Source organism: Vibrio sp. JZG120, from assembly GCF_053890955.1.
On the sequence record NZ_JBSRRK010000004.1, the window covers coordinates 314559 to 329968 of the forward strand.

Here is a 15410-nt window from a genome sequence, read left to right on the forward strand (position 1 = left end):
TCTATTTTGTAAGGGAACACTATGTTTGGCACTGCAACCAGCGCAAATGCTACCCGTGTATTACTTTTAGGCTCTGGCGAACTCGGTAAAGAAGTCGCAATTGAATGTCAGAGACTTGGTTTAGAAGTGATTGCTTGTGATCGCTATGCTAATGCTCCAGCGATGCAAGTTGCTCACCGTAGTTACGTCATCGATATGTTAGATGGAAGCGCCTTAGAAGAAGTTATTACAAAGGAACAACCTACTTACGTCGTACCTGAAATCGAAGCTATCGCAACCGACAAACTGGTAGAGCTTGAAGAAAAAGGGCTGAATGTTGTTCCAACCGCTAAGGCAACCAAGCTAACAATGAATCGTGAAGGTATCCGACGTTTGGCTGCAGAAGAACTAGAACTGACGACATCACCTTATCGTTTTGCAGATACTTTTGAAGACTTCAAAGCCGCGGTTGAGCATGTAGGCATCCCGTGCGTAGTAAAGCCAGTTATGAGTTCTTCAGGTAAAGGGCAAAGTGTCATCAAGACCGAAGACGACGTAGCAAAAGCATGGGATTACGCACAGGAAGGCGGACGTACGGGGGCAGGTCGCGTGATCGTGGAAGGTTTTATCGACTTCGATTACGAAATCACTTTATTGACCGTCAGAGCCGTTGACGGTGTTCACTTCTGTGCTCCAATTGGCCATCGTCAGGAAGATGGCGACTACCGCGAATCATGGCAACCGCAAGCCATGTCAGAAAACGCAGTAAAAGCAGCAGAATACACGGCAGAGAAAGTAGTCAACGCACTCGGTGGCTACGGCATCTTTGGTGTAGAGTTATTTGTTAAAGGCGATAAGGTCATTTTCAATGAGGTCTCTCCTCGCCCACACGATACAGGCATGGTCACTATGATTTCTCAGGAAATGTCAGAGTTTGCTCTCCACGTACGTGCATTTACCGGAATGCCGATTAATAATATCGTACAATATGGCCCATCTGCGTCGGCCGTTATTCTTGGTCAAGGGACTTCCACAAACATTCGCTTTGACAACCTAACCAAAGCCTTAGCTCAACCTCAAACGCAAGTTCGTCTATTCGGCAAGCCAGAAATCGATGGTCGCCGTCGTTTAGGTGTTGTCCTTACGCGACGAAAAACCACCGAAGAAGCCGTTCAAGATGCTGTTGAAAGTGCATCAAAAGTGAATATCACATATTAAACGAGCTCCGCTCCTACAAAAAATAGCGCAGCTCAAATTGCTGCGCTATTTCGTTTTCCAAACCGAGGAAAACCTATTCACTCTCGATTAAGTACACTTCTTCAGAGAAGCGACTTAAGCCTTTTTTCGCAATTTTAGGATGGTTTTCATCAGCTTCATCTACGTTCAAACAGGTAACTTTGTAACCTGAAAATAACTGCTCAATCTCTTCAACTGGCACGCTAAATGGAGGCCCCGCCATCTCTTCTTGAGGATAGTTGAGTGTAACAAGCAAAATACGACCGCCTGGATTCAAAAGTTGCTTGAGACGCTCTACATACTCCTCTCGCATATCTTGCGGTAAAGCAACCAACGCGGCGCGATCATAAATGATATCGGCTTGAGATACTGGTGCAGTGAAAAAGTCCCCAGTATAAATAGAGAGCTCATCAAATTGATAAAGCTCGTGCATACCATTAACAGGCGTCACGGTTGGCGTATAAAAATGTTCAGCAAAAAAGGCACGAACAGCGATATGGCTCAGCTCAACACCTTCAACTGAATCATGCTTCATCGCTAACCAAATCAAGTCTTCTGACTTTCCACACAAAGGCACTAACACTTTGTCTTCACGCTTTGGGTTTGTGTGTTGCCAATATGCAGGTAATAGCGGGTTTACATCTTCCAAGTGAAATCCGATTTGATTACTGGCCCATTTATTATGCCAAAACTCTTGGTCTCTCATTTTACTTTCTACTTGTCGGCTGATTTTCATTTTGAGAAGTAAGACTAACGATTTTTTTCAATTTGTCTATGCCGTTCATCTTTGGTTAATACAGCGGTGATAGGATGTAAACGTTCTTATAGGAACCACGCCTTTATCTGATAAACAGAATAAAGAAAAGAGAAATGGTGATCTAACGCACGATTCCACTTCAAGACAAAACTGAAACCTTGGAATCTTTCGTAATGACCCCATTAATAAGTTAGTACCTGATTTGCCGAACTTAGCGACCTTTATGTTCCCTATTTTCTAAGTACAAGCAAGTTAAGGAGAGTGAATGAGCTTATTTCTTCGTACTACAGCATTGATGCTTTTGGTACTTAGCCGTGCACCGGCATTTGCCGCACTTCCAATTACCCCAGCGCCGAGTGGCGATCAAAATCGTTCAACAAGTCAAAACGAAGTTTGTTCGAAACTCTTTAAACATAGCCTTAGCGGCTTGTATGGTATTCAGTCAATCGACGCAACTCCAACTCAGCCATACACTGACTTCGACATTCTTTACAGCAAAGCTCACCAAGCACAATTTGAGCTTGAAACTATCTGTAAAAGTACCGCACTTCTTAATGATGCTCAGCCATACTTCGCAGGCGTAAAGTCCAAACAACGAGCAGAAGAAAAAATAGCTTTGGAGTTAGATGGAAAAGTCGAACGCATTACTGACCTAGCCCGTGCCACGATTGTTGCTGAAGACGTCGCGAGCTTAGTCTCCATTTATGAAACCTTAGAGCGTGAAACAACAATTGTTAAAGTAAAAAATCGCTTCAAAAAACCTGGTCCTTCAGGCTATAGAGACTTGAACTTACTCGTTCGTTTACCAAAGACAAATCTAGTTGCCGAAGTTCAACTGCACTTAAAAGCCATCGCAGATGTGAAAAGCGGTCCTGAACACGACCTATACGAAAAAATCCAGAAACTAGAACGCCAAGCGATGATGGAGAAACGCGAACTAAGCGAACTAGAACTCGCTTCTATTCGCAACATGCGTGCACAGTCTAAAAACTTGTACCAACAAGCATGGCAACCATACTTAACAACGCACCTAGAAGCAGCGTAACCCATATCATTAAGATATACTCAAAAACAGAAAAACCACCGCATTGCGGTGGTTTTCGTTTATATGCGACACAAGTTTTACGCAAAAAAAAGACCACGCCTTAGCGTGATCCATTTATTCGGCTTACTGTACTTTCTTCAGGTTTTCTACACGAGCTTTTAACTTCTGACCCGGGCGAAAAGTCACTACACGTCGAGCAGTAATTGGAATATCTTCACCGGTTTTCGGGTTACGACCAGGTCGTTCATTCTTGTCACGAAGATCAAAGTTACCAAAACCTGACAGTTTTACCTGTTCGCCACTTTCCAGTGCCTTACGAATCTCTTCAAAGAACACTTCCACCGTTTCCTTGGCGTCCCGCTTACTAAATCCTAATTTATCAAACAGGTTTTCTGCCAGTTCGGCTTTTGTGAGCGCCATAAAACTTTCCTCAAAGCTATGTTAAACAATGCTACGTTAGTGTAGCGCCAGAGCAGTTTTACCCTACCAATTCAACAACATATCGGGGTTACATCAGGAAGTGTATGACAAGCTTATGATTTTCGCCAACTTTTTTCTTGGCGAACAAAAGGAATAGCACTATGTAAATTATTGTTAAACGCCAACATTTTGATATTTTTGTTTTTGTTTTCTCTTTAATAGGAAAAACATCCAGCTGATAAAACTAAAAGTAGTTTAAATATCAACATTAATCACTATTTAATAAAAATATCAGAGATTGGTTATTTAACAGACACTTGACATAGAACTTGTCGTAAATTCAGTGATTTGTATGTAACTCGATACGTAACAATTGAACTAAATGGTATGACCACCTGGCTTTGCAACTGTGCTTAGAAAGCTTGATTAAACCCACGCTTCTCACTGTTCAGCGATGACGCAATATATAAAGGTTGATAATGTGGTTCTTCGTGTATCTCCACATTAGCTCCTTACACTTCATCTAGGCGACCATGATTAATCAAATCATAAATATTCTTTTCCCTGTTTTTGCTCTTGTCGGCGTCGGCTATTTGGTAGGTCGTTACATCAAGCCTGACTTTCGTCCAATCAACCGCATTAACATTGAGGTTTTCACACCTGCGCTGGTGTTTTCTTCGCTCGTTAACATGCCGTTAGACTCGAATCAGGGACCACTCCTTTTTGCAGCAATTGTCGCGGTTTTGGTTCCCGCACTACTCATGATCCCAGTATGTCGATTGACGTCACTGTCGTTTAAAACCTGGGCACCACCACATATGTTTCGCAATAGCGGAAACCTTGCTATTCCTTTGTTTACCTATACGTTTGGAGAAATTGCGCTATCCTCAGCAGTACTGCTATTTGTCGTGTCAGCATGCTTGCACATTAGTTTAGGTGTAATGCTACTTAGTAATGGCAACCCTTTTAAGCAAATAGTCAAGATGCCAATCTTTTTAGCTGCGTCGTTGGCTCTGTTTCTCAACGTGTCAAATGTGGGTGTATGGGCACCTTTATACGAAGCGACTGCTCTACTTGGCCAAGCGGCAGTACCCGTGATGCTTTTATCCCTGGGGGCGCAAATGTGTCATTTAAGAGTGGACGGTTTAAAGGTTGGTGTATTGTGTACCGTGCAGTCGCTTGCAACTGGGGCGGTTGCATTTGCACTTATTTATTGGTTAATTCCCCTTCCAACGATGCAATTGCAAATGATGGTACTCTTCACAATGCTGCCACCAGCCGTCATGAATTACCTATTTGCGGAAAGGCTGAATATAGAGCCCATGAAAGTGGCGTCAATGGTACTATTTGGCAACTTTTTCAGTATTCTTACGCTGCCACTTCTGCTTAGCTATACCCTCTCACTCGCTGCCTAGCTGCCAATAAGCTAACGTTAGCGTCTGTTGGCTGAAAAACGATATATGCCAAATCTCGATTAAGCGTTACCTCAAGTTTGGTCCAGATTTTTGAGGTTGTAGCAGGTGACGTAAACGGCCTAGTACGTGAATCACAATAAGATAATGCTCAACATAAAAAAACCCTGCCGATTTGACAGGGTTTTTAGTTTCTTAAGAGAGATAGTTCGTCTAACGCTTAGTCACGTAGAGCAGCACCAAACTTCTCAGAAACGTGAGCAACGATAGCGTCTACCGCACCTGCGATGTCTGCATCTTCAAGCGTGCGCTCAACTGATTGTAGAGTCAAAGCGATTGCTAGGCTCTTCTTACCGTCTTCAACGCCTTTACCTACGTACACGTCGAACAGCTTCGCATCTTTAAGGAACTCGCCACCTTGCTCTAAACAAGCATTAACGATGTCACCAGATGCTACCGCTTCGTCCACAACTACTGCGATGTCACGACGGTTTGATGGGAATTTAGAAAGCTGAACAGCTTCTGGGATCACTTTACTGTTGATTGCAGACCATTCGATTTCGAATACGATAGTACGACCGTTTAGACCGAACTTACGCTCAAGCTCAGGGTGAACGGTACCGATCACCCCCACTTCTTTACCATCTACGATGATTGCCGCAGATTGACCTGGGTGAAGTGCTGGGTTAGCTTTTTTGCTTTCAGGTGACAGTGCAGCGAAAGAGTACGCTTTTTCGTTAGCAGACAGTTCTAGAACTGCTTCTAGATCGCCCTTAAGGTCGAAGAAATCAACGGTGTTAGTTTCGATATCCCAGTGCTCTTCACCACGAGTACCAGCAATAACACCTGCAAGCATAGGCTCTTGGCGCATGCCGTTTTCTGCAGATTCACATGGGATGAAACGTAGGCCGTATTCGAATAGACGAACGCGTGGCTGTTGACGTTTCTGGTTGTGAACAACCGTGTTCAGCAGCCCTTGGATAAGACCAAGACGCATTGCTGACATGTCTGCTGAAATTGGGTTTGGAAGCACTAGAGGCTCAACACCAGGTACAACTAGCTTTTGTTGCTCAGGCTCAACGAAGCTGTATGTAATTGCTTCGTGGTAACCACGGTCAACAAGAAGATCACGAACGCGTTTCAGTGGAAGATCCGCTTCAACGTGGTTGTGCATCTTAAGTGCTGCGGCTGGGTGTTGGTTAGGAATGTTGTCGTAACCGTAAATACGGCCAACTTCTTCAATCAGATCTTGCTCTATAGCGATATCGAAACGCCATGTTGGCGCTACTGCCAACCAACCTTCTTCAGAAGCTTCAACAGTCAAACCTAGACGCTCTAGGATTTCTACTACGTCAGCATCAGCGATGTGGTGACCTAGTAGGTTGTCTAGTTTAGTGCGACGTAGAGCAACTTTGTTTGGCTTAGGTAGGTCTGCTTCAGACTCTACTGCAACAACAGGTGCTACTTCACCGCCACAGATTTCAACAAGAAGCTGAGTTGCACGCTCCATTGCGCTCACTTGTAGTGCGTAATCCACACCACGCTCGAAACGCATTGAAGAATCAGTGTGAAGACCATAGCTACGAGCGCGACCGCGGATATGGTCAGGTGCAAAGAATGCACACTCTAGTAGAACGTCTTTAGTCTCAGTTGTTACACCAGACTCTTCACCACCAAAGATACCTGCGATTGCAAGTGCTTTGTTGTGGTCTGCTACTACTAGTGTATCTGCGTTTAGTTCTGCTTCGCTGCCGTCAAGAAGTGTTAGCTTCTCACCTTGCTCAGCCATACGAACTACGATGCCGCCGTCGATCTTCGCTAGATCGAATGCGTGCATTGGTTGGCCTTGCTCTAGAAGCACGTAGTTAGTGATGTCTACTACAGGGTCGATCGAGCGAATACCACAACGACGCAGTTTCTCTTGCATCCATAGTGGTGTTTCAGCTTGAACGTTTACGTTCTTAACTACACGACCTAGGTAACGAGGACACGCAGCAGGAGCTTTCACTTCAATAGACACTTTATCGTCGATTGAAGGGGCAACTGCTTCTACTGATGGCTCAGTCACGTCAGCACGGTTTAGTACGCCAACTTCACGAGCTAGACCACGAATGCTGAAACAGTCAGCGCGGTTTGCTGTTAGATCTACGTCTACCGTTACGTCATCTAGACCTAGGAATTCACGGAAATCAGTACCGATTACTGCGTCTTCTGCTAGTTCCATGATGCCGTCTGACTCAACATCAATGCCTAGTTCAGTGAACGAACAAAGCATGCCGTGAGATGGCTGGCCACGTAGTTTCGCTTTTTTGATTTTGAAATCGCCTGGAAGAACAGCACCAACTGTTGCTACCGCTACTTTCAGACCTTGGCGACAGTTAGGTGCACCACAAACGATGTCTAGAAGCTCTTCTTCGCCTACATCTACTTTAGTAACGCGAAGTTTGTCTGCGTCTGGGTGTTGACCACATTCAACAACGTGACCCACTTTAACGCCAGTGAAAGAACCCGCTACAGGAAGAACGTCGTCTACCTCTAGGCCGGCCATTGTAATTTGATGAGTGAGTTCGTCAGTAGTAACCGCTGGGTTTACCCACTCACGAAGCCATGATTCGCTGAATTTCATGTTGATGAACCCTCTGGATTACTTGAACTGTTTTAGGAAACGAAGATCGTTTTCGAAGAACGCACGTAGATCGTTCACGCCGTAACGAAGCATCGTTAGACGCTCAACACCCATACCGAATGCGAAACCAGAGTATTTTTCAGGATCGATGCCTACACTACGTAGTACGTTCGGGTGAACCATACCGCAGCCTAGTACTTCTAACCATTTACCGTTTTTGCCTTTCACGTCTACTTCAGCTGAAGGTTCAGTGAATGGGAAGTAAGATGGACGGAAACGTACTTCTACTTCTTCTTCGAAGAAGTTACATAGGAAATCGTGCAGGATGCCTTTCAACTGTGCAAAATTTACGTTCTCATCAACCAGCATGCCTTCCACCTGGTGGAACATTGGCGTGTGTGTTTGGTCGTAGTCGTTACGGTATACACGGCCTGGTGCGATGAAACGGAATGGTGGTTTGCCATTTTCCATCGTACGGATCTGTACGCCTGACGTGTGAGTACGAAGCATTAAATCTGGGTTGAAGAAGAAAGTATCGTGATCAGTACGAGCAGGGTGGTCAGCGGCAATATTTAGCGCATCAAAGTTGTGGAATGCATCTTCGATCTCTGGGCCAGCTTCGGTGTTAAAACCAAGTTCGCCAAAGAACTTCTCAATACGCTCTACAGTACGAGTTACTGGGTGTAAACCACCGTTCTCAATACGACGACCTGGTAATGTCACGTCAATTGTTTCAGCGGCTAGTTTCGCTTCAAGCTCTGCACGTTGTAGTGCGTCTTTACGAGCTGCGATAGCTTGCTGAACGACGCCTTTCGCTTTGTTGATCTCTTGACCAGCTTCACGGCGTTCTTCTGGTGGTAGTTTGCCTAGGCTTTGAAGTTGAGCAGTTAGCTCACCTTTTTTACCCAGATACTGAACACGCACTTCATCAAGTGCGACTAGCGATTCGGCAGCTTCAATTGCAGTGCTCGCGCTAGCAATGATCTCTTCTAGATGTTGCATCGTTTCCTCATCTACCTGTTGGTAGTGTCCATAAGGGAGTGATTGGTTTTTTGATAGCTGTACATAGTAGCCAAACCGGGCACCAATGCCAAATTGAATTACGAAAAGAAGAGGTTATTGAATAAAAAGAGCACAAAAACGTCAAAAATGTCATCTTTCATTAATCTGACGTTAAGTTGTGCCCTTTTGTTTTAGAAATAGTATTGAATAGATAGCTCGATAAAATCGTCATCTCGGGCGAAATAGAGCAAATCGTTTGGCGTTTCATTTTTGAACAACCAAGCATCAATTTGCCACTTAAAGTTATTCGATATTCGGCTCGAGGCTTCTAACTTGGCATTGTAAACATCGGCGTTATCTAAATCCTTTGTGATTCCAGTCAACACTTCCGTTCCGTCCTCGTCGTTGAGCGCCCAACGAATGCCAGCAAACACATCATTTTGACCGATAGTTTGTGCGTTATTCCCACGACTGTCGTAGAGGTACTCACCAATCACACCCACATCCCAAACCGTGTCAAATGCGCCAACGAAGGTGTACTCAAATCCCATCACAAGACCAACATGATTATCAGCACTATCTCGATAAACACTTTCCAGTTTCCATAACCAATCGCCAACGATTCCTTGTACATCGAGACCGACATGACTCATCAGAGCGTAGTAAGGCTTTAATTCCCCGTACTCAAAACGAAAGTAAGGATCCCGGTTTGTTCCATATAAATAGCTCAGGCCTACGTCCCAATCGCCAAGCATTTTCGAATATCGAAAAGCCACATCTACCTGCTTTTCTTCTCTGCTTGATTCATAGATAGCATCATCTGAGACAACAGGTTCGGTTCGTAAACGACCGTCAGTACCCGCAAACGTTCGTTCCCTAAAGTAAGGTAATAACATTGCGTGGACGGTGCCCCAATCTTTGAATGAGGTAAAATGCAACATCGGCTGACCGAGCTTATCTTCACCATCGACGGCTTCAATGGCGTCTGTCTGGTTTACTACATCAACCAAATGGGCGGATTCCGTCACTCCCCAAAAGACCTTACTAATCCCAACTCGAAGCTCATAATCATCCCAATAAGTCAGATAAAGCGCCTCTCTTATGTCTCCATGACTTCGCTCATCGTCTAGACTATCCAAACGATAGAAAGGTGTGAGGGTAAAGCTCGCATCACCATTTTGCATCTCCCAGTAAAATTCTGGCTGCAAAACCAATGACGTTTGCGCTTTTCTCTGACCCTGAGAGCCCGTTTCAAAAAACTGACGATGCTCAATATTGACTTGTCCTGCAAGCTCAACGGCGGCAAGAGGCATCGAGTAAAGAGAGGTTGCTGCGCTAAGCAACAACCCAACATTTGATCGCTTCATTTCTCCTCCACTACCTCACTCGCTTTAACACATTCTTATGAAAATCATTGTCTTCGAGCCCAGTGTTAAAGCGCATTTCACTTGTTGTTAGCTCAGTGCTTTTTCCTGTTTGATGATTTGTCATCGCCATGGTGTGCGCTCGCCAATATTGGTTGAGGTACTGCTTGTAATCTGAGAAAGAAAGCGTTTTTAACAACGACCCTTTGCGATCGTAAAACTCAACTTTCAGGGGGCGATAATGCGCTTTATCTAACCACACCGTTTGCTTGGTATAACCTGAATTTTTGTCGGTCGGGATTTGCTCTATGACGAAAACATCTTGCCCATTTATGGTGTCATCTTTTAAGTAATTGAAACGATATTTTTCGATCTCAAAAGAACTGAGATCCTCATACGCAAATTCACTGCCCATAAAAGGGCCTGATTTGTTACGCGAGGAAATACGTTTCACACGCTTCAGTGCTGGAAGGTAAAGCCACTGGTCATCGGCACCCACTGTATGAGAGTGGTTGAGAAACGCGGTGCCTTTCACATCTCTTGGTTCATCAAATATTGTGAGTCCTTTGTCACCATCGTCCTCAACTTCGAGTGATTGGAGGCGCATTAAACGTGTGCTACTTTCTCCTTGTGCGTTCCGCAGAATCATTTTCATGGTAGCAACAGAATCCCCCCACCCTTCATCACGGGCTTTGCGCTCTTGAGCAATTTCTAATCCTTTCGCTTCATCCGCTAACACCGCATGACTCATAAAAAGCGAGACAGAAAGTGCAGATACTTTTAAGGCATTTTTTAGTAAATTCATGTTCAATCCTTTGATTCGTTATGACTGAGTAACAGCCGTGGTTTGAGAGTCAGTTGATTTAAGCTTGTTTCGGCGGTCCACCTCGTCGTAGACGCCTTTGTCAAACAACATCAGTAGAGTCGGTAGAAAGATGAAATCCACAACAAGAGCAATGAAGATAACAATGGCACTCAACTGTCCCATATCGGCATTTAAGCGGAAGCTCGACATCGCCAGAACGGAGAAACCAGCAACAAGCACGACAGTCGTAATCCAAAGCGCGCGCCCCACGGTGCGAAAAGCGTAACGAACCGCTTGTTCCGCGCTATGGCCATCTTTACGAGCGTGTTGGTATTTAGAGAGAAAATGAACGGCATCATCAACCACAACGCCAAGCGTCAACGTCACAACAACAGACAACCCCAAATTAATTTCACCAGAAACCAGCGCCCAAATACCAAAACCAATAAGCGCAGGGGCGATATTCGGGACCAGGCTGATTAAACCGAGCTTGAACGAGCGTAAGGCAAAGATCAGTAATGCCGAAATTAAGACCAGAGTGATAGGCAAGGTTGACAGCATGCTAGCCATATTCGTTTCGCCAATATGCGCAAACATCAGTGATGGACTAGAAGCAACAACATCATACTGAGGCGCGTTTTCGTTAAACCATTGGTAAATACGATTTTCCAAATCAACAAGCTCGACGCTGCCCAAGTTCTCCACGGTGAGAACCATCTTGATTGACGACTTATCAACATTGATTTGGTTGTTCAAATCTAAGCCATACGGTAGTGACATTTCATAAAGCAGCAGATATTGAGCAGCTAATTCTCTGTCTTGAGGGAGCGAGTAATAAGCCTGATCATCTCCATGCATGTTCTTGTTTAAGCGCTTATAAACATCGCTCAAGGTCGCAACATGGTCCGTTTCTGGCTGCAACCTTAGCCAGTCAGTAAATTTACCCACGGTATTGAGAAAATTAGGATCCGCAATACCCTGCGATTCGTTAGTTTTTATCGCGATACTGATGTTCGCCATGCCACTGATTCGCTCTTCCATAAAATCAGCCGCTCGACGAAATTCATTGCTATGACCAAAGTACTCGACGGATTCATCGTTGACTTTGTTCAGCGGAATCAAACTCGCACTCGCGACAATAACAAGCACAGACAACGGCAATAACGCATGTCGCTTTGACACCACGAAATCCCCTAAGTGATCCATAAAGTGCTTTCTTTCATCAGCAGTGTCTGACTTCACCCTAACAGGAAGGATATGAAGTAACGCCGGAAGTAATGTGATGGAAAGGAAACAAGCAATCATGACGCCAAGGGCTGATAGGTTGCCGAAATCTCTCAGGATTGGAGAATCCGACATATTCATCATTAAAAAGCCGATCGCGGTGGTAATGGAGGTAATCAGGATGGGCATGAAATTGAGCGCAATACTTCGCTCAATAGAATGGGCTTTACTAAAGCCGTTTTGCATAGACTGACGCATCGTCGCTATAATATGTACACAGTCGGCGACGGCAAGCGTCATCACCAAGGTAGGCACATTAACTGTCGCCGTGCTTAAGAACATACCAGCCCATCCTGATAATCCCATTGTCACCATAACTGAGCCGATAATAACGATGAGTGTCGCGATGACGCTAAGCAATGAGCGCAACATGAGAGTCAGGAAAACCAATATCACTAGTAGCATGGTCGGCACTAGCGTCGCGCTGTCATCTTGAGCTGCGGTCATAAACGCGTAGTTCATTGCAATAATACCGGCTTTGTGGAACTCAGTGTCCGGGTACACTTGCTGATAACGCTCAATCATTCCGTTTATGTAGGCAACCACTTCTTGTACTTCAGCGGTTTTATCGACCTCAGGGAGTTGGACCGTAATATTCACGACCGTGACATCCCCTTTTTCGGAAATCAGTGAACTTTTCAAAACCGGCTCACTCAAAGCAATACTTTTGACTTTCTCGATTCGCTGAGGCGTCAATTCATATTCGCTATACAGTAAATCTTCGACAAGAAGATCATCTTCAAACGCTTCGGTATGCTGGTAGTTGGCAAGGGAATCAACACGGGTGGAGTATGGGACTTGCCACGCCTCGTCAGTGATCTGCTGAATAAGAGATAAGGTGTTAGGAGTAAAAACAGTGCCACTTTTTGGCGCTATGACCAAAGCAAGACTGTCAGATTTTGCAAAGGTAGTCTGAATTTCATCAAACGCAAGTAACTGCTCATTTGTTCCATCAAAAAATATGTCGTAATCCCCTCTAAAGTAAAGATTTTTTCCTCCAATAGTTGCTATAACAATCAATAAAACGGTAGCAAGCACAACCAACACACTGTAATTCGTTGGTAGCTTGACCCAGCTCATTCGGGCTTGTTGTTGAACGTTGTGATGTGGCATCACACTCTCCTTTTGTGACGTTTCGTCAAATTTAAAAACTAAAAAAAACAGCGAATGCTGTGATAACCAGATAACTTCAACATATAAAAATCAGATCGAATTTATTTGGTTATATAAGTTAGTTTTTGAGTAACTTCCTATACTTCTCGAGATCGGTAACTTGAGTACCAATTTCTAATTTTTTGACGATTCGTCACAATGGTGTAATAAAAAAGCCAACTAAAATATTAGATGGCCTCTATAACGATTAGCGATTCACAGACTCTAAATAAGCAAGCTCTTCGCTGAACAATTCCTGTTCCACTCGACGCCACGTTTTACGGTAATCCCACTCTGTCGATAAAGGTGACCACCCTAAACCATCAAGTAACATATTCGCGTTATGCAGTACTGAGAATGGATCTTGAATTCGCTGAATACATCGACTGTTCGATGCATTTTGCGCTAGAGCGTTTGAACCGAAGGCAATAGACCAGTTAGCAAATACGATGGCATCAGAACCAATTGCGGGAGAGAACTTAAGGTCTCCACATTCCACCGCATTATTCACCAACGCATCAGCACCATCTATTACTTGTTCTTCTAAGTTGTTCAATTCATTCACACGCTTAGGCGAAGCTTTCTCTAGGACCCAAGGCGTCTTTGCAACAATCGCACAGGTTGATAGTACAGGCTCCATACGAGCGTAAATACGATAACCTACATGCATAGCAATGATTTTTTCTCTGGTATTGCCATTGAACTTAGCGGTACGTTCGAAAAATATTGCCTCGCTTCTCAGCGAGTGAATACAAAGCGCAAGAATCACATCTTCTTTGCTGCAAAAATGATTGTAGATCGTTCCCTTCGAGTAAGGGCTTGCTGCTGTGAGCTTGTCCATCGTTAAGTTGGCAAAGCCTTGCTCTTGAACCAGAGACTTAGCCAATTGAATAAGCTCTATTTCACGATCAGCAATCGCCTGTTGTTTTTTAGTTAGCCCTGAAGACGTACTACATCCGTCTTGCTTGCTATCTTTTTTACAGCGAAAGTTAAACATAATCCTTTGATCCGTATACCAACACACTCCCAATAATTGTAACACGATTCTTGAATACAGGAACGCCACTAAATTTGACGAACCGTCATAAATGACACTTCGTCATAATAGATCAAAAAACAAACATTGCAAGTGTGAATTTATAGCTAACCGAAAAATAAGCTTTAATTATATATAACCAAGTAACATCAAGATGCTTGGTTCGGCGAGAATGATTTGATTGTAAGGAAAGGCTAGAGTGGAGTGCGGGGACATAACCCCAAAAATCAGAACCTTAAAAATTGGACAACGAGTGATATTGAAATGATGTTATTCAAAAAAGCCCAAAACACTTAAAGTTTGGATTCAAAACAGCAACTGATAGATGCTCTATTTACAAAGTGTGCTCTGTCTTGGGCTTTTCTTTTACTGCTTCCTTTCAATATTAGAGCTGCAAAACTCAATAACATAGTGAGAAAGCGATCCTCTTTAAGTAAAAGACTGAATTTCTAAATCGAGAGGCTTGGTTTATCACCTGCAGATGCAATGGCATAACGAATATCGTCAATAAATCGCCCTTCTGTCTCGATAATTCCATCAGAGAATGTGACTGGTTGATGTGGCCCTGCAAGTAGAACAATATTAGTAAAATCAGAGACGTTGAAGTTCTCTGCCACAACATTTTGGGAATGAAAATCGATAACCGTTTTTGCGACTTGATCTTCCAATTGCAAAAGCTGCTCTTCGGTAATTTTCATGCGTGCCAACGCCACACGAACGCATTTATCGTGGGTTGTTGTCTGTTCTTTTATGATTTCCGTATATTTATCATTGAGCTTGGAGTTTTCTGCATAGCTGTAATATAACGGCCCGTGCAACGTTATATTTTTATCTTCATCAACGTAAACAAGATCCAATAACTCCAAAGCTTTTAGGTAATCAGACATGCTCTGCTCAGACAAATCATACTTTTTCTTTAAAATGGAATATCCATCTTTGCCTCGCAGCATTCTCAATTCACGATAAAAATCGTAAAGATGGGGAAATTGAAAAAAGACTTCATCTTGCGTACGGCTAAAGTAATCCTCGTCTTCACCTTGTAATTGATTCGCAAGCTTTTGTAGCTCATCTAACGTGCAATCAACAGCTCTACAATATTCAAGCAGTTTATCCAAAGCGAGATTTGTGCTTGTTAAGTGTCTCTTAAAAGTGGACAGCGGCATGCCCATTTTCTCAGATAGCTCTCGATATGTTAGCCCTTTTGTTTTGATCGCTTGGCGTAATGCGGCTAGCAAGTATTCGGGAGTCAGATCTCTCATCTACAATTCCTTTTGGCAATGTTACAGCTGTAT

Annotated in this window: 12 protein-coding genes; 3 read left to right on the top strand and 9 right to left on the bottom strand. The window is 43.8% G+C overall.

Annotated features, from left to right (window positions below; all coding sequences use genetic code 11):
• Positions 1-21 precede the first annotated feature (21 nt).
• The gene (gene purT / locus ACWPOD_RS09880) at positions 22-1197 is read left to right on the top strand and encodes a formate-dependent phosphoribosylglycinamide formyltransferase (protein ID WP_006741653.1); all 1176 of its coding nucleotides are present in this window, start codon (positions 22-24) and stop codon (positions 1195-1197) included.
• A gap of 73 nt (positions 1198-1270) precedes the next feature.
• Here the strand turns inward: purT and ACWPOD_RS09885 are convergent, their stop codons facing one another.
• Positions 1271-1921, bottom strand: a complete 651-nt coding sequence (locus ACWPOD_RS09885; RefSeq protein ID WP_046874957.1) for a thiopurine S-methyltransferase — start codon at positions 1919-1921, stop codon at positions 1271-1273.
• A gap of 316 nt (positions 1922-2237) precedes the next feature.
• Between ACWPOD_RS09885 and ACWPOD_RS09890 the strand changes: the two genes are divergently transcribed.
• Entirely contained in the window at positions 2238-3017 is a 780-nt protein-coding gene (locus ACWPOD_RS09890; protein WP_006741655.1) for a RelA/SpoT domain-containing protein, read from the top strand.
• Between the two features lie 123 nt (positions 3018-3140).
• Here ACWPOD_RS09890 and ihfA read toward each other — a convergent pair whose 3' ends face one another.
• A complete protein-coding gene (gene ihfA, locus ACWPOD_RS09895) occupies positions 3141-3437 on the bottom strand; it encodes an integration host factor subunit alpha (protein ID WP_005377899.1) in 297 nt (98 codons plus the stop codon).
• 533 nt (positions 3438-3970) lie between these two features.
• Here ihfA and ACWPOD_RS09900 point away from each other — a divergent pair.
• Entirely contained in the window at positions 3971-4852 is an 882-nt protein-coding gene (locus tag ACWPOD_RS09900; protein WP_074191174.1) for an AEC family transporter, read from the top strand.
• 217 nt (positions 4853-5069) lie between these two features.
• Here the strand turns inward: ACWPOD_RS09900 and pheT are convergent, their stop codons facing one another.
• The 7 genes from pheT to ACWPOD_RS09935 all read right to left on the bottom strand — a co-directional run bounded on the left by pheT (position 5070) and on the right by ACWPOD_RS09935 (position 15377).
• Positions 5070-7475 carry a phenylalanine--tRNA ligase subunit beta gene (gene pheT / locus ACWPOD_RS09905; RefSeq protein WP_456231851.1) on the bottom strand — a complete coding sequence of 802 codons (2406 nt, stop codon included), beginning with the start codon at positions 7473-7475 and terminating at the stop codon, positions 5070-5072.
• 18 nt (positions 7476-7493) lie between these two features.
• Positions 7494-8477 (bottom strand): phenylalanine--tRNA ligase subunit alpha, encoded by a 984-nt coding sequence (pheS, locus tag ACWPOD_RS09910; protein ID WP_005385470.1) that lies wholly within the window; start codon positions 8475-8477, stop codon positions 7494-7496.
• A gap of 191 nt (positions 8478-8668) precedes the next feature.
• A complete protein-coding gene (locus tag ACWPOD_RS09915) occupies positions 8669-9844 on the bottom strand; it encodes a hypothetical protein (protein ID WP_301574985.1) in 1176 nt (391 codons plus the stop codon).
• Positions 9845-9854: 10 nt separating this feature from the next.
• Positions 9855-10646 carry an outer membrane lipoprotein-sorting protein gene (locus ACWPOD_RS09920; RefSeq protein WP_005395903.1) on the bottom strand — a complete coding sequence of 264 codons (792 nt, stop codon included), beginning with the start codon at positions 10644-10646 and terminating at the stop codon, positions 9855-9857.
• Between the two features lie 18 nt (positions 10647-10664).
• Positions 10665-13043 (bottom strand): efflux RND transporter permease subunit, encoded by a 2379-nt coding sequence (locus ACWPOD_RS09925; protein ID WP_145532219.1) that lies wholly within the window; start codon positions 13041-13043, stop codon positions 10665-10667.
• Between the two features lie 247 nt (positions 13044-13290).
• A complete protein-coding gene (locus ACWPOD_RS09930) occupies positions 13291-14079 on the bottom strand; it encodes a TetR/AcrR family transcriptional regulator (protein WP_046874837.1) in 789 nt (262 codons plus the stop codon).
• A 488-nt stretch (positions 14080-14567) separates the two neighbouring features.
• Positions 14568-15377: a helix-turn-helix domain-containing protein gene (locus ACWPOD_RS09935; protein ID WP_046874836.1), complete on the bottom strand. Its 810-nt coding sequence runs from the start codon at positions 15375-15377 to the stop codon at positions 14568-14570.
• Between the last annotated feature and the right edge of the window lie 33 nt (positions 15378-15410).